Genomic DNA, 21669 nt, shown 5'->3' with positions numbered 1-21669 from the left:
TCTATATCTATTTTATTTCACTATTTTCTATTTATTCTATTATTTTCTATTGCAATCAGTCTTTTGCAAATACTTCTTCATCCAATTGGTTCAATTGTCTTGCAATGATGGTTGTACCTGTCAAGTCACTTACGTTGTTGAGTGTGGTATGAGCAGGGTCAATTGTTGGCCAGATTGCTGCCAAAATTGGAATCAATGTCAATGGCATACCAAGGGATTCCAACAATACTGTGGACATAACCACACCAGCACCTTTGACACCAGCAGCACCAATGGACAAGATGATACCCAAGAATACGAATTGTGCAATGCCACCAAAAGTAATAGGGAATCCATACAAGTTGGAAGCAAAGATACAGCACAAACCAATGAACAAAGCAAAACCATTCATACCACATGTATTACCAAGTGGCAATGTGAAGCCATAAATTTTTTCTGGAACACCCAATTTTTCTTCTGCTGTACGAATGGATACAGGCAATGTTGCTGCTGAAGAAGATGTTGTAAGCGCAACGATAATTGGACCAGAGATTCTTTTCAAGAATTTGTAACCATCCAATTTTGCAAAAACTTTGATCATCAAAGGATAGATAATGAACAAGAGTAAGATTGCACAAACGTTATCTGTGATAATCAAAAGAATTACTTCTTTCATAGTTGCACCACTGACTTTTGTCACCAAAGATGCCATCAATGCTGCAATACCAAATGGAGAAAATTCCATTACGAATTCTGTGATTTTCAACATAGTGTCAGTTCCTTGACCAATCAAAGAAACCAAACCAGATACTTTTTCACCCAAGGACAACAATGCAACACCAACGAAAAGAGCGAATACGATGATTTGCAACATTTCTGTGCTATACATTGAAATTACGATATTTTCTGGAACCCACAACACCACATTGTCAATAAAGTTATAGGTTACAGGGACAGTTTCAAGTTTTGTGTAAACTGAAAATTTAGATGTATGATATATGAATAGTTACATGAAGGGCAGAGTCGATTTTGGTTCTGCCCTTGCTTTGTATTATAGCGTTACTTTTAAAAATGTCAATATAATCTGACTATCAATATCCAGCTTCGTCCAAACGTTCTTCAAAATAAATTTCAAGTTGAGAATGGATTTGACCCCAATCTTGGCGGTGACCTGTCCATTTTTTGGTAATGTCCATAGTGGCTAAATAGAGCATTTTCAAAAGACTATCGTCGGATGGAAAGATAGTCTTACTTTTTGTCACTTTTCGTAACTGACGGTTAAAACCTTCGATGGCATTTGTGGTATAAATAAGCCGTCTAATGGCTTCGGGATACTTGAAATACGTGGATAAGGTAGCCCAATTATCCATCCAAGATTTGTAGATTTTAGGGTATTTCTGATTCCATTTTTCAGCGAATAATTCCAGTTCGTTTAAAGCAATTTCTTCTGTTGCAGCTGCATATACTCGTTTCAAATCTGCCATCAACGCTTTGATATCTTTGTACGATACAAATCTTGTTGAATTGCGGATTTGATGAATAACACAGTGTTGTATTTCGGTCTGTGGGAAAACAGCTTCAATGGCTTGGGGAAAGCCGATTAGTCCATCAATACAGGCAATTAGAATGTCTTGAATACCTCTATTTTTGAGACCATTCATGATAGAAAGCCAGAATTTCGCACTTTCATTTTCGCCTACATACATACCAAGTACATCTTTGCGACCAGACATATCTATACCCAAGGCAATATATACAGCCTTTTTCACAATTCGCCCTTCGCTTCGTACATGGAAATGGATTGCATCCATAAAAACAACGGCATAGACTGATTCCAGCGGGCGCTCCTGCCACTCTTTCACGATAGGAATGATTTTATCTGTAACTCTACTGATTGTACTGTCTGATATTTTGATGTCGTAAAGCTCTCGCATATGATCTTCAATATCACTGGTGGTCATACCTTTGGCGTACATAGATATGATTTTTTCTTCCATGTCTTGTGTGACAGTGTTTTGATATTTCTTGATGAGCTGTGGCTCATATTCGCTATTGCGATCTCTAGGGATAGCGAGCTCCATATCGCCATAACTTGTGTGCATGGTTTTGGAAGAGTGTCCATTTCTGCTGTTTTTTGTGTCTTTGTTTGCGTAATCATACTTAGAATAGCCTAATTCTTCGTCTAGTTCCTCATCAAGAGAGCCTTCGAGAATTACAGACATCATGTCCCTCATGATGGCGTTTACGTCTGCACCATTTTTGACGGATACATCATTGTTTTTTAAATATTCTTTCATCATTTCTCGCATTGCTTGTTTTTGTGGTGTTTCGCTTCTTGTTCTTTTTGCCATAATAAAACCTCCAAACTGATTGTATTTATCATACATCAATTTGGAGGTTTACACAAACTTTGGGATAGTCCCAGGTTACACTTTCTGCTGCTTCTGCTGCTGCCAAAAATTCTGTTGTGCCAGAACCTGGTTGTACAATCAAACCAGCAATAACACCCACTGTTGCTGCAACACCAGATGTGATGATAATGTACAAAATGAAACGCAAACCAACTGTACGCAATTGTTTCACATCACCCATTTTACAAACACCACTGATGATACTTAAGAATACCAAAGGAACAATCAACATTTTCAAAAGTCTTAAGAAAATATCTCCAATTGGAGAAATTGCTGCTGCTGCGTCTGCCGAAATAAATCCAATTGCCAAACCAATGACCATACCAATTAAAATCTTTTTACCAAGTGATAATTTTTTCAAACTTTCCATATGTACGCCCTCCTAAAATTATATTATGATTCAGAATATGTACTTGCCATTTCTTTTGTAATCTTCAAGAATGCTTCGATATCTTCAATTCCGTGGCAATGCAAAGGTGATACACGAATTGCACCAGATAACCCCAATGCCTCTACAATTCGTTTGGAATACAAGCTTGTATTCACACGTTCAAATACCGTTACACCACGCTTTTGATATTCTGCGACACATTCTGTGAAATCAATTCCTTGAATTCCCATTGCCACAATCAAATCACGTTTGGTCAAATCTTCTGTATCTACATAGACATTGACTCCTTTGATATGTCGCAAACCAGGAACTTCTGCACTGCCTTCTAGTAAGTGATAAAGAAGTGCTCTTTCTTGCAAATGAATGCGATGAATTCCTTCCAAATACAATTCTTTTCTGTCTGTACTGGTGCTGAATTTGCCACCAATTTCACATACATAGTCAATGACTTGCAAAATAGAAGCAAAGTTACCAGGTGATGGTGTTCCAAGCTCCCATACCATTTCTTGTTTTGCAGTCAATTTTGGATGTGGCATTTTTGCAACACGATCAGATACATATGCAAAACCACAACCACGTACACCAAAGAATTTATATGGTGCAAAATTCATAGCATCTACTTGCAATTCTTCCACATCCATTGCACAATGAGGTGCGTGTTGCACTGCATCACTGACAATATAAATATCTGGGTTGATGGCACGTGCTTCTTTGACAATGGCTTCCATATCCATAATGGTACCAGAAATATTGGAAGCTGCCATCACACTGAGCAACACCGTATCTTTATCTACGTAGTTTTTGATTTCTGCTGGATCAATGCCACCTGTGACATGACTTGCTGGAATTACACGAAATTCTCTATTTGTTTGTTTGCAATAAAATTCCACTGCATCATGAGAAGATGGATGTTCAATTGCAGTTGTAACCGCATTGCCACCAGACACATTTTCCATAATGGTACCAATGATACGAAACATGGTTTGTGATGCAGTCAATTCTGTAATCAAAGCACCTGATTTTGCACCAAACATAATTTCCAAAATTTGTTTTGTGCCTTCTTCCACCAAACCTTTCAAATACAAAGATCTTTCATGGATTCTTTCTGGACAATCTGGAAACATTTCCAAAGCCGCTTTTGCTTCTACAGCACTTTTCAAACGCAATGAACCACCAGAATTTTCAAAAAACAATCTTGTTCCATGTAGCGGGTCTGCATCTGGATAATAAAATTTCGCCTTCAATTCTTGTTGCAAATCACTTGTAAACAAAATACCATTTTTCCTATCCATAGTTACCTCCTTTGAATAATATTATTTATTTTGTGTTTGTCATAAATACATTTGTTTATTTGATTCTACCATATGTTTCCATATATTGCAATAGAAAATGAAATGATTTTATTTATTTATTTTTCATAATAAATAAATTTATTCCTTTTTTTGTTCAAAAAAACGAGCCACTTAGATCTTTCATCCAAATCACTCGTTTTCATACTATATATTATATTAAATTATTTTACATCAAATCAAGCCCATATTTCTTGCACTTTCTGCAATGGCATTCACTGCCAAATCCAAGTCTTCTTTTGTGTGTCCAGCAGACAAAATCACACGCAAACGAGCTGCATCTCTTGCCACCATAGGGAAACAAATCGCCTGTGCAAAGACACCTTTTTCAAACAAATCTGCACTCATTTTTTGTGCCAATTCTGCTTCACCCACAATCACAGGTACAATTGGTGTGATGGTTGTTCCAAGATTCAATCCAAGTTTTGTCAATTTCTCCACGAAATACTCTCTATTTTCCCACAAACGATTCACATAACTTTCATCTGTAGACACCATTTTAATGACTTCCAAAGCACCTGCTGCCAAACAAGGAGCCATTGGAGATGCTGTGAAAATGAAACTTCTGGCTTTTGGTCTAATGGAATCAATGAGCTCTTTTTTGCCAGCAACAAAACCGCCAGCAGAACCAAATGCCTTGGACAAAGAACCTGTTTCCACATGCACCAAATCCCTAACACCAAAATAATCCACAGTGCCACGACCCATAGGTCCCATAACTCCATCACCATGGGCATCATCCACCATAAACATAGCGTCATATTTCTTTGCAAGCTCTGCAATTTCTGGCAAAGGTGCCAAATCTCCATCCATGCTAAACACACCATCTGTGATGATGAGCTTCTTTCCTTCTACCGCTTCTTGCAAACGTGCTTCCAAAGATGCCATATCCTTATGGGCAAATACCTTTACCTTTGCACCTGACAATTTGCAACCATCAATGATACTACCATGATTCAGCTCATCACTATAAATGGTATCCCCTTTTCCAACCAAGCATGGAATGACACCTGTATTGGCAGACACACCACAATTGAACACAAGAGTTGCTTCCACTTCTTTGAACTTTGCAAGTGCTGCTTCCAACTCATCATGAACTGGGAAGTTTCCTACAATGTTTCGACTTGCAGTAGGTCCAACTCCATAGGCATCAATTGCTGCTTTTGCTGCTTCCATCACCTGTGGATGACTTGCTAGACCCAAGTAATTATTGGATGCCATATTGATGACTTCACGTCCATCCAACTGAATTTTACCACCTTGTTTGCTATATATAGTACGATACATATTGCCCTCCTATGATATACCATTGTTGTCAACTGATTTTAGTATAACAAAGGATACTTCCATATTCAACCATTAAAATCCAAGCAAAACCCCTGCACCATGAAAAATACAACAAAGGGCAATTCCAACTGCTGTTGGCAATATAAATGCTATTGCTATCCATTTCCAACTGCCTGTTTCTTTTTGGATGGTCAATAGTGTGGTTGCACATGGAAAGTGGTTCAAAGAAAATAAAATTGCACAACAAGCAGTCAGCCAAGTCCATCCATTTGCAATGAGAATTTCACCAGCTTGCATCAAACCATCTGCTTCAATGAGCATTCCTGTTTGGCAATAGAACATCAACAAAATGGGAATTACAATTTCATTTGCTGGCATACCCAATAAAAATGCTGCCAAAATAGCACCTGACAACCCCATAATACTACCTAGTGGTTGTAATAATTCTGTGAAATGATACAAAATGGTGGTATTGCCAATTGTGATGTTTTGCAACAACCAAATGATGGCACCAGCTGGTATTGCAACTGTAACTGCACGCCCCAATACAAAAATGGTTCGATCCAACAGACTACGCACCAAGATGGAACCGATTTTTGGTTTGCGATAAGGTGGCAATTCCAATACAAAGGAAGAAGGCATTCCAGACAAGATTCCTCGACTCAAACACCAAGAAACCAGCAATGTTGTTGCAACAGAACATCCAATCATCACCAAAACCCATACACCTGTCAAAAGCGGATTGCCACCTGATAAAAACAAGCCAGCCAACAAAATCAAAGTTGGAAAGCGTCCATTACAAGGTACAAAATTATTGGTCAAAATGGCTATCATACGTTCTCTTGGGGATTCGATGATGCGACAAGCCGTGACACCAGCTGCATTGCAACCAAAACCCATACACATACAAAGAGATTGTTTGCCATGTGCTCCTGCTTTTTGGAATACCCCATCCAAATGAAAGGCAATTCTTGGCAACAAACCAAAATCTTCCAATAACGTAAACAAAGGAAAGAAAATCGCCATTGGTGGCAACATGACTGCTATGACCCAACTGACCGTCAAATAGACACCATCTAGCAAGATTCCAGTCAACCAAACTGGTGTATTCCAAGTTGCAAATTGCTCTCGTAACACACCACCAAAAACAGTAAATCCTTCCATCAGCAAACTAGAAGGTACATTGGCTCCAGCTGCTGTGATATAAAACACCAAACCTAACAACAACATCATCAAAGGAATGCCTGTTTTTTTGGATAACACAAAACGATCTACTTTTTCTGTACTCCAATCTCCACGATTTTTAGGTTTCTTCACCACTGTATCTGCAATTTCCTTTGCCAACTTCAAAAAAACAAGGGCTCTTTCTTCCAAAAATTCATCTCCTGATGTCCCTTCTCTCTTTAAAATCTGCAAAGCGGTTTTTTGACGCAATTCCAGTTCCAAAATTTCCAACTCATCCCAATTGTTGTGACCCATGATACCTGCATAAAAGCTTTCTACACCTTCCAAGAGCAATCCAAAGAAGAAATCTGACTTCACATCTTTTGGCACCAAATGACCACACATTTCTTCCAAATATGCCAAGGTTTCTGGATAGGATTTGCAAACAGAAATTTCTTTGGTGGTAGACTCTGACTCCAATACTGCAACCATTTTTTCTTGTAATTCTTGCAATCCAATTCCTGAGCGTGCAACCAATGGCACCACTGGCACACCTGTCATTTCTTGCAAGACTCTGATATCAATTAAAATCTCTTTTTTCTTGGCTTCATCCACCAAATTCAGTGCAAACACCACCTTTTTACCCATTGCTGCAATTTGTAACCCCAGTGGTAAATTTCGCTCCAAAGAGGTTGCGTCCAACACCACCAATGTGAGATCGGGTTCTGCAAAGCAAAGAAAATCCTTGGCTTCTTTTTCTTCTGCTGATTCTGAAAACAAAGAGTAAATTCCAGCCAAATCATATAATTCCACATGGTAGTCTTCCAATTCAAATTCACCCATTGCATTGCCCACTGTTTTACCAGACCAATTGCCTGTGTGTTGTTTCAAACCTGTCAAAGCATTGAACACAGTGCTCTTTCCTGTATTGGGATTGCCTGCCAAAGCCACTTTAATTGTCTGGCTCATGTCATCTCCTCCTTTGCCAAAATCTGTTCGCCATCTTGTTTTCGCAAAGCAATCAAGCAATCTTTTACATAATAAATACGAGTGCTACCACCTCTATTTTCATACATGGGTACTATTTCGCTACCTTCAAAGAATCCTAAACCAAATAATCGCAATTTATTTTCACCCATCACACGTGACACAGCACATCTTTTTTGCACTTCGATTTCTGATAATTTACGCTCCACACTTCCACCTCCAAAAAGCTAGTTATTGTTACTATATTGGGATATTGTGGTGTTTGTGCTTGGCAGATGAAAGGATATTTTACATAATTATTCTAGCAACGTTACGGGCGCACACATAGGTACGCCCCTACAAAGAAATCTTGCATCATAAAAAAATCAACCTGCATCATTGACACAAGTTGATTCTAGTTTCATTTTGGTGGATGTTTGAAGGTTGCAACCCATTGATCGTAGCAATCTTCGCAAATATCCAGATTATCCTGTCTACCATCTTTGTTTGAGAAGTAACCCCATGTTTTTTCCAAGTGCAAACAATCGAATTTTGCATCATTTGTTACAATTTCTTTGCCACAGCAATTGCAAACCACCTTGGATACCACATCCACAACTTCTTGTTTCTTCATATATTCACGCATTTTGATTCCTCCAAAAATGTTTTATTTTCGATTCATACTTGCATTTTACCACAGTAAATTTCTTTTTTCTATAGGAAAACACACGCAAATGTGGTATCATATAACAAGTTATATGTTTGTAGAATAGATGGAGTGTTTTATGTGTGAATCCACAATTCCAACTGCATATTGTAGCCTTTGTCCCAGACATTGTAGCGTGAATCGTTCTTATGGTGAAATGGGATTTTGTAGGTCTTTGGACTTACCAAAAGTATCCCTTGTCAGCACCCATATGTGGGAAGAACCACCCATCAGTGGTACCAATGGCAGTGGCACTGTTTTCTTTGCAAATTGCAATTTGCGTTGTGTTTTCTGTCAAAATCATGACATTTCTGATAGTGGATATGGCTTGGAAATACCCATAGAACGTTTGGCAGAAATCTTCTTGGAGCAACAAGCAAAAGGACTCAACAACCTCAATTTGGTATCCCCTACACAATATGGAATACAAGTGCGTGAAGCCTTGATTTTAGCCAAAAACAATGGTCTTACTTTGCCAGTTGTGTACAACACCAATGGTTATGAATTCGTTGATTTCTTGCAATCATTGGAAGGTTTGGTGGATGTATATTTGCCAGATTTCAAGTATATGTCTTGTGATTTGGCTGGTGAATACTCAGGTGCTTCTGATTATCCAGAAAAGGTGAAGCTTGCCATTTTGGAAATGAAACGCCAACAACCAAAGGATGTTTTTGTAGATGGACTCCTAAAAAAAGGGATAATTGTACGTCATTTGGTGTTGCCCAATCACTACAAAGATAGCCTGCAAATTTTAGACTGGATTGTAGAAAATCTTGGTACAGAAGCATATGTTTCTTTGCTCAACCAGTATACCCCTATGCACAAAGCCAAGGAAATCCCTGCACTATCCAGACGTTTGACCACATTTGAATACCAAAAGGTAACAACTCATTTTTTGGATATTGGTCTGAAAAATGGTTTTATACAAAAAAGAAGTTCAGCAACATCTGATTATACACCTATCTTTGATTTGACAGGTGTAGCCAATTGCAAGAATCGTTGTGATGAAGAAGAAAATAGTATTTGATTTGAAAGGAGAATACAAATGGTTAGAAAAGAAATTGTTAAAGTAGTGGAAAATGCAAGAGGTGGCAATGGTAGTGTTGAGTTTCATCATTTCTTGATGGAAGAAGACTTGTTGGGTCATGCTTCTTTGTTTGCTCGTGTCATTGTAAGACCACACAGCAGCATTGGTTGGCATCAACACGTTGGCACAACAGAACCTTATGTAATCCTCAAAGGTGAAGGTGTGTTTACAGATAATGATGGTTCCAAAACAGTTGTAACTGCTGGCGATGTCTGTACCATCGAAGTGGGTCACTTCCATTCTCTTGAAAACAACACAGATGAAGATATGGAAATGATTGCTATTGTTTTGAACGATAGAGCTTAATTTACATAAACACTTGCCATCGATTTTGTCGGTGGCTTTTTTATTTGCTACATATAAAAAGAGCCGAATTCAGATTCGACTCTTTTTATATATATTTTCACATGCATCACATCAATATTTTTTCAAGAAATTACCAAACTTGGTGTATTGTCCAAGCCATGTCAAATCCACAGTGCCTGTAGGACCATTTCTTTGTTTGGCAATGATCAGCTCTGCTTGGTTTTTCTTTTCTGTATCTGGGAAATAATATTCATCTCGATACAAGAATGCAACCACATCCGCATCCTGCTCAATGGCACCAGATTCACGCAAGTCAGACAACATTGGTCTATGGTCAGCACGTTGTTCACAAGCTCTGGAAAGCTGTGACAAAGCAATAACAGGTGCTTCCATTTCACGTGCAATGGCCTTCAAAGAACGAGATATTTCAGAAATTTCTTGTTGTCTGGAATCGGTTCTACCATTACCACTCATCAATTGCAAGTAGTCAATGACAATCAAACCAAGACCCTTTTCTGCCTTCAAACGTCTACATTTGGAACGCACTTCCATAGGTGTAATCCCTGGTGTATCGTCAATGAAAATAGGTGCTTGTGACAAAGGTCCCATACCATGAATCAAATCTTCCCAATCGTTGTCATTGAGTTCACCAGTACGCATTTTTTGTGCATCCAACATAGCTTCTGAGCAAAGCATACGATTTACCAGCTGTTCACGACTCATTTCCAATGAGAATACTGCAACTGGAACATTGCTTCTGATGGCTGCATTTTGGATGATATTCAATGCAAAAGCAGTTTTTCCCATAGAAGGACGTGCTGCCAACAAAATCAAATCTGATTTTTGCAAGCCTGCTGTTTTGCCATCAAAATCCACAAAACCAGTAGGTACACCAGTCAGTTTCCCTTTGGACATGTAAATATCTTCAATTTTTTCAATGGAATCAATGGCAATGTCTCGAATATGATGAAATTCTTCTGAGTGTCTGCTGTGCATAATCTCAAAAATGCCTTTTTCTGCTTGATCCATAATCATATTGATGGATTCTTTGCCTTCATAACTCATTTGAGAAATTTCACCAGCTGTACGAATCAATCGACGCAAAACCGCTTTTTCTTCCACAATGCTGGCATAATGACGCACATTGACAGAACTACCCACAGAAGAAGAAATTCTTGCCAATGTTGGCACACCACCAATTTGTTCAAACACACCACGTTCTTCCAATTTGTTTTTGACGGTAATCAAATCAATTGGAGATGCTTGGCGATACAATTCATCTGCTGCTTCAAACACCATACGATAATCTGGTCTGTAGAAATCTTCACCAGTCAAAACTTCAAGTGCCAAAGAAGCCGCTTCTCGATCCAAAAACATAGAACCCAAAACCGCTTGCTCTGCCATTTCATCATGAGGTGGTACACCCCTTGTATATTCAGTTTGTTTTTGGATATCTTCCATGTTTTTACCTCGATTTTCTTATAATTCTACAACTTTTACAGTGATTTCTGCACTTACTTGAGGGTGCAATTTGATGGTTGCTGTTCTTTCACCAACCATTTTGATTGGATCCCCAATGGAAACTTTTTTCTTGTCAATTGGCAATTTGGTTTGTTCTACAATTGCATTTGCAACCTCTTTGTTTGTAATGGAACCAAACAATTTACCATTGCCACCTGTTTTCACCTTCATCACAACTTCCATTTTTTCCAAAGCTGCTGCCATTTCTTTTGCTTGATTCAACTCTTCTTGTTTTCTTTTTGCTTCGGATTTTTGTTTCAATTCATAGTCATTCAAGTTTGCTTTTGTAGCTTCTACAGCCAATTTTTTAGGCAAAAGGAAATTTTTTGCATAGCCTTCGCTTGCATTGATGAGTTCCCCTTTTTTACCAATACTTTTCACATCTTGCAATAAAATCATTTTCATTTTACATTTCCTCCTCAAAATACTCTTTTATGGCTTGACGAATTTTCGCCTTTACTTCATCTATCGTTTCATCTGGGAATTGTCCACCAGAAACCGTTAAGTGACCACCGCCACCCAAACGCTCCATAATACGTTGTACATTCACATCGCCAAAACTTCTGGCACTGACGTTGACTGTATTTCCAATTTTGCAACATACAAAGGAAGCATGAATGCCTGTTATGTTCATCAGTTCATCTGCTGTTTGTGCTGTTGCCACAATGATATTATCCACATCACATTCACATTCAGAAATGGCAATATTGCCTTGGAACACTTCCACCACTGCAATTGCATTTGCTTTTGCTTTATAGGTTTCCATATCCTCTTTGAACAACATACGCACACGAACTCCATCTGCACCATTGCGACGCAAATATGCACTGACTTCAAATGTAATTGCACCTGTTTTGATACCAAAATTCTTTGTATCCAAGGTGATACCAGACAAAAGAGCATCTGCTTCCATTGGAGACAATTTCACACGTTTGCCCATATATTGTATCATTTCTGTAATCAATTCTGAAGTAGAAGATGCATATGCTTCATGGTATACCAATACTGCACCTTCGATACCATCTGGACTTTTACGATGATGGTCAAATACAACCACTCGTTTTGCATGTTCCAATACTTCTGGACTTTCTACAATCCATTTTCTATGGGTATCCACAACAATCAGAAGGGTTTTGTCATCCATTGATTTGATGGCATCTTGTGGTTTGATGAGTGGTGTTTGGTGTGCCACATTGGAAGCTTGTACATTATCCCAAAGTTTACGAATACCACCACTGACTTCATTCATAACAATGCTACATTTTTTATCCATACCTCTTGCAATGGCACAAATACCCATACAAGAACCAATGCTATCCAAATCTGCATGTTTGTGACCCATAACCAAAATGCCTGAAGATTCTTCCATCAATTCCCACAGAGCATCTGCTTTTACACGAGCACGAATACGAGAATTTCTACCCACTTCTCCAGTTTTGCCACCAAAGAATGTATAATTTTCACCATCTTTGATGAGCACTTGATCGCCACCACGACCCAAAGCCAAGTCAATGGCTGCATTGGCATTTTTCATAGCTTCTTCCATAGATCCGCCACCGATACCAATACCCATACTCATGGTAACAGGTCTTTGTTCATTGCTGACACTGATTTCACGAATGACATTGGTGATTTCAAATTTGTGTTCCTTCATCACCAACATTTTTTCTTTGTTCATCAACGCAAAGTATCTATCTTTCTCCAATTTTCTGATGATACCACCAGATTCTTGGATGTTTTGTGTCAAAGTTCTTTCCAATAGAGCTGACAAAATAGGCAAAGAATTTCCATCCAAACCACCTGCAACTTCATCGTAATTATCCAAAACAATCATTGCCACAACAGGTTCTTGTCTTTCCAGTTTATCCTGCAAATGGTGTGTTTCTGTCACATCCAAAAGCGTCGCTGTTCTTGCCATACCAACAGCACCCGTTGGATCCACCACATCACAATTTTCAATACAGCCTTCAAAAATACGTTCACCAATGGTTACAAGTGAAGTTTCTTCTCCTGCCAATGTTTGACGCAACAATGAATCCAAAACAACATTTGCTTCTTCTTGATCTGCAAACAATGCCATGAATTTTTCATTGGACATCAACACATGACCACGCATATCCAAAACTGCATAGGGTACTGGTAAATTTTGTGGAATTTGAAAGTTTTGTTGCAACACATCTGTATCCAAAAAAGATGGCTTTTGCTCTTTGCCTTCTCCTTGAATCAATTGCATTTTTTTCATACCAAAATAAGCACCAAAAACAGTTCCAGCACCTACCACTGCACCAATCCCCAAGTATAAATTCATCATAAAACATCCGCAAATGATGAGAACAATGACCGCTATGACTACAATCCCATTGTCATTTTTTGTTCCATTTTTCATTAGGAAACCTCCTCTAAACAAGCTACATTATATTACTGAAAACCTTACTCAAAATATACACCATTCTTCCCAGTTTATCAGTTTCTTCTATAATGTTTTTTTATTGTACCACAAATCCCACCTACCTTCAAGAAATCCACAGAAATTGTTTGGGTTTTGTTGTAAAAACGAGATATACGCAAATAAAAAAGATGTTTTCGAAATTGCATTCAAAAGCATCTTTTGTTTGTATTCACTAAATTTTCATTGCTTCCTGCTGGAGGATAATATCCTCCCCTACAATAGCATGTTGATATTTTGTAGTATTACGTGATTATTTTTAAAACAGGGTATTTTTTCCGTTGTTCTATAATGAATCTTATATCATCTTCATATAAATTCCTTTTCAGTGTAAGCGGTCGATTCGTGAATCGCCCCTACAATGCAGTATTTTTGTTTGTGGTTATTTACAAAGGAAAATCATAAATGCTATGTCCTGTTTCCAAAACATTTCCTTCGATGGTCAGATACAATTCTGAAAGTCCATAACATTCTTTTACCGTTTGTGCAAAGCCTTCTATGTACATCAATTCTCCTGATGAACCATAGTGGCTAATGAAATCTGCAAATGCTTGGTTCAAGTCCATTGTCCCATTTGCAAAGGAAATCACTTGGATATCATCAGAAATACCACCTTGCAAAAGCCAAACATCCACCAAATCCTGTGCTGAAACCAAGGTTACAGGTGCCAATTTGATTTGCATATCCAACAATTGGTCATCTGGATAATATAGATTTGCCATGATTTCTATTGGTTCTGGTTTTTCTGCCACAATGGATTCTTCTACCTGAACTTCTTCCAATTCTTCTGGTGCAATTTCTTCTGCCAACTCTTCTACTACAGTTTCTTGTACTGTTTCTGTGGCAACTGGTGCTTCTTCCACTTCTTCAGAATCCACAGATGTAAGCACATTTTCACCAACTGCATTGCCAATGATATGTGCAATAAATGTCATTTTTGTTTGGGTAATGGTCACAATTCCATCTTCTGAAACCTCTGATTTCACATAGTATTCATATCCCAAGCCACCATATCGAACAGTGCCACTGACACCTTCTGTTCCACTTTGCACCAACAAAACCACAGGTTCTTTCAAAGATTTTGCGTTTTGCATATTGATGCCAAAAATACCACACCATGCGAATGCTACAATACAAAGTACAAACGTCAAAAATTTACCCATACCAATTCCTCCTGTCATTGTATATCCAAGGGGTATACCCATATATTTTGTCGATTCATTACAAAAAGTATACCCCCTGTGTATTCCTATCGTCAATGGATGCTCCAAAACTTTCCATCATTCTTAAGATTCTGTTCTTCTTCCATTTTCATTGTTCATAAACCAACTTTTGTGCTATACTCATCCTAATCAATAAAAAAAGGAGGTTTCATATGAATTTTGATATCGAAACAACAGTACCGATTTTAACCGTATTCATCCAAGGACTTTTGAGTTTCTTTTCTCCTTGTATTTTGCCATTGGTGCCTTTGTATATCAGTTATTTGGCTGGTGGCACTGGCATTCGTCAAGAAGATGGAAGCATTGTTTACCCTAAGAAAACAGTTCTCATCAACACCATTTTCTTTGTTTTGGGCATTAGCTTTGCCTTCTTTGCTTTGGGATTTGGATTCACTGCTTTGGGTCAATTTTTCAACACAAATCGTTTGATTTTGGCACGTTTCAGTGGTATTTTTATGATTTTCTTTGGTTTGTATTTGATGGGTGCTTTGGGCAAATCTGATTTTATGGACAAAGAACATCGTATTCCATTTCGTTTGAATGCTTTGGCTATGGGTCCTTTGCCTGCACTTTTGTTAGGCTTCACCTTTAGCTTTGCTTGGACACCTTGTGTAGGCCCCATTCTTGGCAGTGTGCTTTTGATGGCATCTTCTGCATCTTCTGCTACAACTGGATATTTGCTCATTGGTGTGTATACCCTTGGTTTTGTTTTACCATTTTTGGCAACCGGTGTTTTCACACAAAGCATCTTGCAATTCTTTAGAGCCAAACAAAACATTTTGCGATATAGCGTGAAAATTGGTGCTTTGCTTTTGGTTTTGATGGGGATTATGACTGCTACTGGTTTGATGAACAATTTGACTGGTTTCTTATCCACTGCTGATTTTGGTACTCCTACTGCAACAGAAGAAGAAGTTATTTCTGATGAAGAAGAAACCGTTATTGATGAAGAAACTATCACTACCGAAGATGCATCTACAGAAGAAGATATCACTGTTTTTATGGCACCTGATTTCACTTTGATAGATCAATATGGAACTGAACATACTTTGTCTGATTATGTTGGTAAAACTGTATTCTTAAATTTCTGGGCTACTTGGTGCCCACCTTGTCAAGGAGAAATGCCCTATATTGAAGAATTGTATGTCGATTATGGCTACAACGAAGAAGATGTGATTGTACTGGGTGTTGCAATGCCAAACTTTAGCAATGAAGGTGATGTGGCGTATATTACCGATTTTCTGGTAGATAATGGATATACTTTCCCTGTTGTCATGGATGAAACCGCTTCCACTGCTATGAATTACTATATCCAATCCTATCCCACAACCTTTATGATTGCAGCAGATGGCAGTATTTTTGGATATGTACCTGGTGCATTGACCAAGGATATTATGGTGAGTATTGTTGAGCAAACCAAAGAAGCAAACTAAAGAAATTTTATATAATGTGTAGTGAAGCAGGAAAATCAGTGTGCTAATTTTAGTCTTTAATTTATTCAAATATTAGAGCCTTTTAGACCTTACTTTTCAACAGTGAAAGTCAGAAATATAGTGGCTTGATTTATACTATTAGACCGTGAGTGACAAGCCACTCACCTCTTAATTACTGATTCAAAACCTAAAGTAAAAATGATGTTTGTAGGGGATGGCGTCCTCGACATCCCGTTATAAATTGCCATAAACTCAAGTATGCAGTTGTAGGGTTGATTCATGAATCAACCGTCGTACTACAGATTATAATCATTTGGTAAATAAAAAAGTCCCTCCTCTATTCATTTTGAGGAAGGACTTATTCTATGTAAATCAATTTTCAAATCCATTGCGGTTAGGTCAATATCCAACCTTACAAATTTTATTTTTTATCTTTCTTCTTACTTTTTTTATCTTTTTTCTTATCTTTCTTATCTTTTTTATCTTTCTTTTTGTCCTTCTCGTCTTTCTTATCTTTTGTTTCTATTGGATCGAAAATGCAATATTTGCACTTACCACAATTGAACCCTTTTTTACAACTCATAAATTCTTTTATCCCCGTAAATACTTTCCCAATCGTTATTAAAGGCATCCACAGCATCCAAAATAGTTGCTTGTTTCAATGCTGCCACCATAATATCAGGTTGCAAAGTTGCTGCTTGTGCACCAGCCATAAACGCTTTATCGATTTGACCTGCATTTTTGAAACTTGCTGCCAACACTTTTGTGGAATAGCCATACATGTCAATCATATCTGCAAATGCTGCAATGGCATCTTCTGGGTCTACGTTCATATTTTCCATTCTATTGTAGTATGGAGCAATGTAATCTGCGCCAGCTTCCATAGCCAAGAAACCTTGTGCTTTGCTATAAATTGCAGTTGCTGTTACGTTGTTGCCACGAGCTTTCAAAGCTTTGATGACTTGGATACCAGCCAATGTTACAGGCACTTTGATGTACACTTCTTTGTCCACTTTTTCCAATATGGTATCTGCATCTTTCATCATACCATCAAAATCCAATGCAGTTACTTGGATGTGCAAGCTTTGTTCAAAACCAATGATGGAACGAATTTCTTTCATATGTGCAAAAAAGTCGATTTTGCCTTCATTTTTTACGATTGAAGGGTTGGATGTTACGCCTGTGATAGGGAAAATTTCTGTGTACTTTTTGATTTCTTCCAAGTTTGCTGTGTCCAATAAATATTGCATTTGATTTCCTCCTTAAATGTATGTGTATGATGTTTGTTTTTAGATTCTTCGTCACTGTGTTCCTCTGAATGACAGAGCATAAACAGAGTGTTTGTTGGTTTTTGACATTATATTTTAGGTTACAACGCTCTAAGTCCTTCACCTTTCACCATTAGTTCTTAGTCTATTTCATGCTTTGGATAGGATAATGCCTACACTTTCCAAATATTCTGCTTCTTCTGTTGGAATTTGGTCATCTGTCACCACTTCATATACGCTATCCAATGGTAAAAATGATACTGTGCCTGCTTTGTCAAATTTTTCTGATTCCACCAACACATATGTTTTCTTTGCCGATGCAATCATAGTACGCAAAGTATCCAAACGCATAAGATCTGTGCCTGTAAAGCCTTGGTTTCTGGAATACCCATCAGCACCAACGAAGATTTTATCCACAGAAATGGTTTGAATTGCTGCTTTTGTAATAGGACCCACAAGTGCCTGTGTTTTAGGTTGCAAATTACCACCCAAAACAATGATATTGTGATTCGGATAATCTTTAATATAGGTTGCAATGTGCATACAGTTTGTGACAATGGTGAGATTTTCCTTTGTTTTCACCAATTCTTCAGCAAATATAGCACACGTAGAGCCAGATTCAATGATTACCGTTTCCCCATCTTCCACGCAGGATGCTGCCAATTTTGCAATCCGCAACTTTTCTTCATAATGAAACGCAAGTCTATAATTAATATCACCAGGATCGTTTAGGACTGCAAAACCACGGGTTCTCTTTAGGATTCCCTTTTCTGATAAATATTCCAAATCCTTACGAATTGTGACCTTTGATATATTGAGATGTTCTGCCAACACAGATACCTCTGTTTTTCCATGTTCACTGACATAAGCAATCAAATTTGTTTGACGTGGATTCATAAAACACCTCCTATTTCTTTCTAAACAAATCTTACCACAAGTTTCTTTTAAAGTCAAGTTAAGTTTCGTACGAAATTAAAATTACTTTTGTATCTTTACTTTTTGAAGTATCTGTGGTATGATGTAAGCAAAATATGGTGACGGAACAACACAGGGGTTGTTCCCTACAGGGTGAATCAATCAAGTCAATCACACAAAAGGAGAATACTTATGGCAAAATATTTAATTGCACACGATTTGGGTACTTCTGGCAACAAAGCTTCCTTATTTTCCACAGATGGTGTTTTGGTGAACAGTCATACAGAAGCATATGATGTTCATTTCTACAACAACAATTGGGCAGAACAAAATCCTGAAGATTGGTGGAATGCAGTGAAAATTGCAACACACAAAATTTTAGAAGGTATCGATCCTGCTGATGTTTTGGCAATGTCCTTCTCTGCACAAATGCAAGCCTGTGTTGTGGTGGATGCAGAAGGTACTCCACTTCGTCAAGCTATGATTTGGGCAGATATGCGTGCACAAGAACAAGCGGATCGTTTAGAAGCAAAACTTGGTTTCGATAAGATTTATGATGTGACCGGTCATAGAATCAGCCCTAGTTATAGTATTGAAAAGCTCATGTGGATCAAAGATTACGAGCCTGAAATTTACAATGCTACCTATAAAATGCTTCTTGCAAAGGATTATGTCATCTGCAAATTGACTGGTGAATTTGTCACAGACCATTCAGAAGCATCTGGTACAAATGCCTTGGATTTGGAAAATCTTTGTTGGTCTAAAGAAATTTTGGATGCTGCTGAAATTGATATGGATAAAATGCCTGAACTTCACAAATCCATTGATATCATTGGTAAAATGAAGGAATCTGCTGCCAAAGAACTTGGTCTTTCTACCGATGTTGCCATTGTTTGTGGTGGTGGTGATGGTCCTTGTTCTGCTCTTGGTGCTGGATGTACAGAAGTTGGTCAAATGTTCCTATCACTTGGTACTTCTGCTTTCATCGGTGGTTCCACACCAAAGAAATTCAGTGATCCAGACAAAGTGGTGTTCTGTTTTGCACATGTCATTCCAGACCAATATATGCCATGTGGCACCATGCAATCTGCTGGTAGCTCCTATGTCTATATCAAAGACGCTTTGTGCCAAGAAGAAATCAAACTTGCCAAAGAATTGGGTACTTCCCCTTATGAATTGATGAACAAATTGTTGGATGCATCTCCTGTAGGTGCAAAAGGATTGCTGTTCCTTCCTTATTTGCTTGGAGAACGTAGCCCTAGATGGAATCCTGATACTTCTGGTAGTTTCCTTGGTATCAAAATGATTCATGAAAAATGTGATTATGTGCGTTCTGTTTTGGAAGGTGTTGCCATGAATTTGGATTTGATTTTAGCAGCTTACAGAAAACAAATGGATGTGAAAGAATTGATTTTGACTGGTGGTGGCGCAAAAGGTGATACTTACATGCAAATTTTGGCAGATACCATGAATGCAACTTTGCATCGTTTGAATCATGTGGATATTGCAACTTCCATTGCTGCTGCTATGATTGCTGGTGTTGGTGTTGGTGTATTTGATGATTTCTCTGAAATTTCCAAATTCATCCAAGTAGAAAAAGACGTAGTTCCCATTCCAGAAAACCAAGTGGTTTATGATAAAATCAAACCTGTTTTTGACAAAGCATATGGTTGTTTGGAACCATTGTTTGTGGATATGAAACAAGAGTAATCTCATAAATTCTCACAGAAAAAGGACGCATACTCATCAGGTATACGTCCTCTTCCTATTTTATAAACAACATTTACTCCCCAGTAAATATCATGTATCTAAAGCAATTATTTCATTTCAATCAATTCAATGATTGCGCCATCTTTTTTCACAAAGCACAAATAGCAATCGCCATTGTCCATTTTTGGAACAATTACGCTATCAGACAATTCCACATATTTTTCAATGGAATCCACTTTTGCTGCCACATGCACATCATAATGCATTTCTTCTGGGAAAATGGAATTTGGCAAAAATCTTACATATTCCATTGCAAATGGGCTAAGCTCAGGTACAGTTACATAAATGCCAGCACCTTCTACAAACACTTCGCCTTCTTTTTCTTGTGTAGTTGGAATGCCAATGTGTACGATTTCAAACATAATGATTTCCTCCTAAATTAAAATAGTCTTTGTTTTTAGCATCGCAGATTCAACTCCACAGACGGAATTTAGTTCCGTCGAGGACAAAAGTGATTTCTAGGTGCTTTGTAAAAGCACTTGTACGAGGAAATCATCTTTTTTACCACTGCTTACAACTCAAAATCCTGATTTTGAGTTGGCGTGTCAATCTTTTGACACGCTGTTTTTGATGTCCAAGAATAATTCATATGCTTCTTTTGCTGTGTATTGTTCGTGTACAATTTTGCCAATTGCAGTTGCCATACCAATTGGTGATTCACTTTGGAAGATATTTCTTCCCATATCTACCCCACGAGCACCATCGCTGATTCCACGATATGCCATTTCCAAAGCATCCAATTCTGGTACTTTTTTACCACCAGCGATGACAATTGGTACAGGACAAGCTGCAACAATTTTTTCAAATCCTTCACAATAATAGGTTTTGATGGTATGTGCACCCAATTCTGCAAGCATACGAGTTGCCAACATGAAATATTGATTGGTTCTTGCCATTTCTTTGCCAACAGCTGTAACTGCCATAACAGGAACACCATACTTTTCACCTGCATCCACTGCTCTACAAAGAACTTCCAAAGACCTGGCTTCTCCAGCACCACCAACAAAACATTGCATTGCGATACAGTCTGCATTCATACGAAGTGCATCTTCCATATCCAAGCCAAAACCAACACCTGTGCTCATATCGTCAAACAATACAGAGCTATCATGTGTAGCACGCAAGCAAATCCCTTTATTTGTGATGGGGTTGATGCAACTTCTCAGTGCTCCACGAGTTCCCATCAACACATCCACTTGTTCCACCAAAGGATCAATTGCCAAGTCCAAACGTTCCAAACCAGCTGTTGCACCCATGATATATCCATGGTCAAAAGCAAGCATTACCGTATTGCCTGTTTTTGGATTGAACAACTTAGAAAATCTATTTTTCATACCCCAGCCAGTGTGGTTCATGCCTTTTACATAAAATCCATTTGCTGCAACAGGAGTATCCAAGTGGTATTCCTTTGCAATTTTATTGCCTTCTGCATCTGCCATTTTTGTTC

21 protein-coding genes are annotated in these 21669 nt (G+C 38.1%); 4 read left to right on the top strand and 17 right to left on the bottom strand.

What is annotated here, in order from left to right; genetic code table 11:
- Positions 1–55: 55 nt before the first annotated feature.
- The 8 genes from MJY40_RS04835 to MJY40_RS04800 form a co-directional block, all read right to left on the bottom strand.
- Positions 56–898: a dicarboxylate/amino acid:cation symporter gene (locus tag MJY40_RS04835; RefSeq protein ID WP_317855916.1), complete on the bottom strand. Its 843-nt coding sequence runs from the start codon at positions 896–898 to the stop codon at positions 56–58.
- A 172-nt stretch (positions 899–1070) separates the two neighbouring features.
- Positions 1071–2288, bottom strand: a complete 1218-nt coding sequence (locus MJY40_RS04830) for an IS256 family transposase (RefSeq protein WP_317856392.1) — start codon at positions 2286–2288, stop codon at positions 1071–1073.
- 70 nt (positions 2289–2358) lie between these two features.
- Positions 2359–2760, bottom strand: a complete 402-nt coding sequence (locus MJY40_RS04825) for a dicarboxylate/amino acid:cation symporter (protein ID WP_317855915.1) — start codon at positions 2758–2760, stop codon at positions 2359–2361.
- Positions 2761–2783: 23 nt separating this feature from the next.
- Entirely contained in the window at positions 2784–4073 is a 1290-nt protein-coding gene (locus MJY40_RS04820; protein ID WP_317855914.1) for an aminotransferase class V-fold PLP-dependent enzyme, read from the bottom strand.
- Positions 4074–4304: 231 nt separating this feature from the next.
- The gene (locus tag MJY40_RS04815) at positions 4305–5417 is read right to left on the bottom strand and encodes an aminotransferase class I/II-fold pyridoxal phosphate-dependent enzyme (protein WP_317855913.1); all 1113 of its coding nucleotides are present in this window, start codon (positions 5415–5417) and stop codon (positions 4305–4307) included.
- A gap of 72 nt (positions 5418–5489) precedes the next feature.
- A complete protein-coding gene (gene feoB, locus MJY40_RS04810; RefSeq protein ID WP_317855912.1) occupies positions 5490–7550 on the bottom strand; it encodes a ferrous iron transport protein B in 2061 nt (686 codons plus the stop codon).
- The gene (locus MJY40_RS04805; protein WP_317855911.1) at positions 7547–7777 is read right to left on the bottom strand and encodes a FeoA family protein; all 231 of its coding nucleotides are present in this window, start codon (positions 7775–7777) and stop codon (positions 7547–7549) included. Before MJY40_RS04805 ends, feoB begins: the two co-directional genes overlap by 4 nt.
- A gap of 191 nt (positions 7778–7968) precedes the next feature.
- Positions 7969–8193, bottom strand: a complete 225-nt coding sequence (locus tag MJY40_RS04800; RefSeq protein ID WP_317855910.1) for a hypothetical protein — start codon at positions 8191–8193, stop codon at positions 7969–7971.
- A 139-nt stretch (positions 8194–8332) separates the two neighbouring features.
- Here MJY40_RS04800 and MJY40_RS04795 point away from each other — a divergent pair, with 139 nt between their 5' ends.
- Together MJY40_RS04795 and MJY40_RS04790 are read left to right on the top strand one after the other, a co-directional pair.
- Positions 8333–9280, top strand: coding sequence for a radical SAM protein (locus MJY40_RS04795; protein ID WP_317855909.1), 948 nt, complete (start codon positions 8333–8335; stop codon positions 9278–9280).
- An 18-nt stretch (positions 9281–9298) separates the two neighbouring features.
- Positions 9299–9646 (top strand): cupin domain-containing protein, encoded by a 348-nt coding sequence (locus MJY40_RS04790; RefSeq protein WP_317855908.1) that lies wholly within the window; start codon positions 9299–9301, stop codon positions 9644–9646.
- Positions 9647–9757: 111 nt separating this feature from the next.
- Here MJY40_RS04790 and dnaB read toward each other — a convergent pair whose 3' ends face one another.
- From dnaB to MJY40_RS04770, 4 genes are all read right to left on the bottom strand, one after another.
- On the bottom strand, positions 9758–11107 hold the full coding sequence (gene dnaB / locus MJY40_RS04785) for a replicative DNA helicase (RefSeq protein WP_317855907.1): 1350 nt from the start codon (positions 11105–11107) through the stop codon (positions 9758–9760).
- A gap of 18 nt (positions 11108–11125) precedes the next feature.
- Positions 11126–11572, bottom strand: coding sequence for a 50S ribosomal protein L9 (gene rplI, locus MJY40_RS04780; RefSeq protein ID WP_317855906.1), 447 nt, complete (start codon positions 11570–11572; stop codon positions 11126–11128).
- Between the two features lies 1 nt (position 11573).
- On the bottom strand, positions 11574–13553 hold the full coding sequence (locus tag MJY40_RS04775) for a DHH family phosphoesterase (protein ID WP_317855905.1): 1980 nt from the start codon (positions 13551–13553) through the stop codon (positions 11574–11576).
- Positions 13554–13999: 446 nt separating this feature from the next.
- The gene (locus tag MJY40_RS04770) at positions 14000–14776 is read right to left on the bottom strand and encodes a hypothetical protein (RefSeq protein ID WP_317855904.1); all 777 of its coding nucleotides are present in this window, start codon (positions 14774–14776) and stop codon (positions 14000–14002) included.
- Between the two features lie 212 nt (positions 14777–14988).
- Between MJY40_RS04770 and MJY40_RS04765 the strand changes: the two genes are divergently transcribed.
- Positions 14989–16269 (top strand): cytochrome c biogenesis protein/redoxin, encoded by a 1281-nt coding sequence (locus tag MJY40_RS04765; RefSeq protein ID WP_317855903.1) that lies wholly within the window; start codon positions 14989–14991, stop codon positions 16267–16269.
- A 421-nt stretch (positions 16270–16690) separates the two neighbouring features.
- Here the strand turns inward: MJY40_RS04765 and MJY40_RS04760 are convergent, their stop codons facing one another.
- The 3 genes from MJY40_RS04760 to MJY40_RS04750 form a co-directional block, all read right to left on the bottom strand.
- Complete coding sequence (locus MJY40_RS04760) at positions 16691–16852, bottom strand: hypothetical protein (protein WP_317855902.1); 162 nt, start codon at positions 16850–16852, stop codon at positions 16691–16693.
- Positions 16842–17519 carry a fructose-6-phosphate aldolase gene (locus MJY40_RS04755; protein WP_317855901.1) on the bottom strand — a complete coding sequence of 226 codons (678 nt, stop codon included), beginning with the start codon at positions 17517–17519 and terminating at the stop codon, positions 16842–16844. Before MJY40_RS04755 ends, MJY40_RS04760 begins: the two co-directional genes overlap by 11 nt.
- A 168-nt stretch (positions 17520–17687) precedes the next feature.
- Positions 17688–18434: a DeoR/GlpR family DNA-binding transcription regulator gene (locus MJY40_RS04750; protein WP_317855900.1), complete on the bottom strand. Its 747-nt coding sequence runs from the start codon at positions 18432–18434 to the stop codon at positions 17688–17690.
- A 210-nt stretch (positions 18435–18644) separates the two neighbouring features.
- Between MJY40_RS04750 and xylB the strand changes: the two genes are divergently transcribed.
- Positions 18645–20162 carry a xylulokinase gene (gene xylB, locus MJY40_RS04745; protein WP_317855899.1) on the top strand — a complete coding sequence of 506 codons (1518 nt, stop codon included), beginning with the start codon at positions 18645–18647 and terminating at the stop codon, positions 20160–20162.
- 107 nt (positions 20163–20269) lie between these two features.
- Here the strand turns inward: xylB and MJY40_RS04740 are convergent, their stop codons facing one another.
- Both MJY40_RS04740 and lsrF read right to left on the bottom strand, forming a co-directional pair.
- Positions 20270–20584, bottom strand: coding sequence for a hypothetical protein (locus tag MJY40_RS04740; RefSeq protein ID WP_317855898.1), 315 nt, complete (start codon positions 20582–20584; stop codon positions 20270–20272).
- Between the two features lie 183 nt (positions 20585–20767).
- The gene (gene lsrF, locus MJY40_RS04735) at positions 20768–21661 is read right to left on the bottom strand and encodes a 3-hydroxy-5-phosphonooxypentane-2,4-dione thiolase (protein ID WP_317855897.1); all 894 of its coding nucleotides are present in this window, start codon (positions 21659–21661) and stop codon (positions 20768–20770) included.
- Positions 21662–21669: the final 8 nt, after the last annotated feature.

Origin of the sequence: Chakrabartyella piscis (assembly GCA_030067835.1) — a bacterium.
Lineage (GTDB): Bacteria > Bacillota > Clostridia > Lachnospirales > Anaerotignaceae > Chakrabartyella > Chakrabartyella piscis.
The sequence above is the reverse complement of the archived record's forward strand: the minus strand, read 5'-3'. Positions and strand labels throughout refer to the sequence as shown.

What these genes read in the sequence shown, in the direction of transcription:
- MJY40_RS04830 (WP_317856392.1), bottom strand. Translation starts at nt 2,288, where the DNA reads ATGCGAGAAATGATGAAAGAATATTTAAAAAACAATGATGTATCCGTC.
- MJY40_RS04825 (WP_317855915.1), bottom strand. Translation starts at nt 2,760, where the DNA reads ATGGAAAGTTTGAAAAAATTATCACTTGGTAAAAAGATTTTAATTGGT.
- MJY40_RS04820 (WP_317855914.1), bottom strand. Translation starts at nt 4,073, where the DNA reads ATGGATAGGAAAAATGGTATTTTGTTTACAAGTGATTTGCAACAAGAA.
- MJY40_RS04815 (WP_317855913.1), bottom strand. Translation starts at nt 5,417, where the DNA reads ATGTATCGTACTATATATAGCAAACAAGGTGGTAAAATTCAGTTGGAT.
- feoB (WP_317855912.1), bottom strand. Translation starts at nt 7,550, where the DNA reads ATGAGCCAGACAATTAAAGTGGCTTTGGCAGGCAATCCCAATACAGGA.
- MJY40_RS04800 (WP_317855910.1), bottom strand. Translation starts at nt 8,193, where the DNA reads ATGCGTGAATATATGAAGAAACAAGAAGTTGTGGATGTGGTATCCAAG.
- MJY40_RS04795 (WP_317855909.1), top strand. Translation starts at nt 8,333, where the DNA reads ATGTGTGAATCCACAATTCCAACTGCATATTGTAGCCTTTGTCCCAGA.
- MJY40_RS04790 (WP_317855908.1), top strand. Translation starts at nt 9,299, where the DNA reads ATGGTTAGAAAAGAAATTGTTAAAGTAGTGGAAAATGCAAGAGGTGGC.
- dnaB (WP_317855907.1), bottom strand. Translation starts at nt 11,107, where the DNA reads ATGGAAGATATCCAAAAACAAACTGAATATACAAGGGGTGTACCACCT.
- rplI (WP_317855906.1), bottom strand. Translation starts at nt 11,572, where the DNA reads ATGAAAATGATTTTATTGCAAGATGTGAAAAGTATTGGTAAAAAAGGG.
- MJY40_RS04775 (WP_317855905.1), bottom strand. Translation starts at nt 13,553, where the DNA reads ATGAAAAATGGAACAAAAAATGACAATGGGATTGTAGTCATAGCGGTC.
- MJY40_RS04770 (WP_317855904.1), bottom strand. Translation starts at nt 14,776, where the DNA reads ATGGGTAAATTTTTGACGTTTGTACTTTGTATTGTAGCATTCGCATGG.
- MJY40_RS04765 (WP_317855903.1), top strand. Translation starts at nt 14,989, where the DNA reads ATGAATTTTGATATCGAAACAACAGTACCGATTTTAACCGTATTCATC.
- MJY40_RS04760 (WP_317855902.1), bottom strand. Translation starts at nt 16,852, where the DNA reads ATGAGTTGTAAAAAAGGGTTCAATTGTGGTAAGTGCAAATATTGCATT.
- MJY40_RS04755 (WP_317855901.1), bottom strand. Translation starts at nt 17,519, where the DNA reads ATGCAATATTTATTGGACACAGCAAACTTGGAAGAAATCAAAAAGTAC.
- MJY40_RS04750 (WP_317855900.1), bottom strand. Translation starts at nt 18,434, where the DNA reads ATGAATCCACGTCAAACAAATTTGATTGCTTATGTCAGTGAACATGGA.
- xylB (WP_317855899.1), top strand. Translation starts at nt 18,645, where the DNA reads ATGGCAAAATATTTAATTGCACACGATTTGGGTACTTCTGGCAACAAA.
- MJY40_RS04740 (WP_317855898.1), bottom strand. Translation starts at nt 20,584, where the DNA reads ATGTTTGAAATCGTACACATTGGCATTCCAACTACACAAGAAAAAGAA.
- lsrF (WP_317855897.1), bottom strand. Translation starts at nt 21,661, where the DNA reads ATGGCAGATGCAGAAGGCAATAAAATTGCAAAGGAATACCACTTGGAT.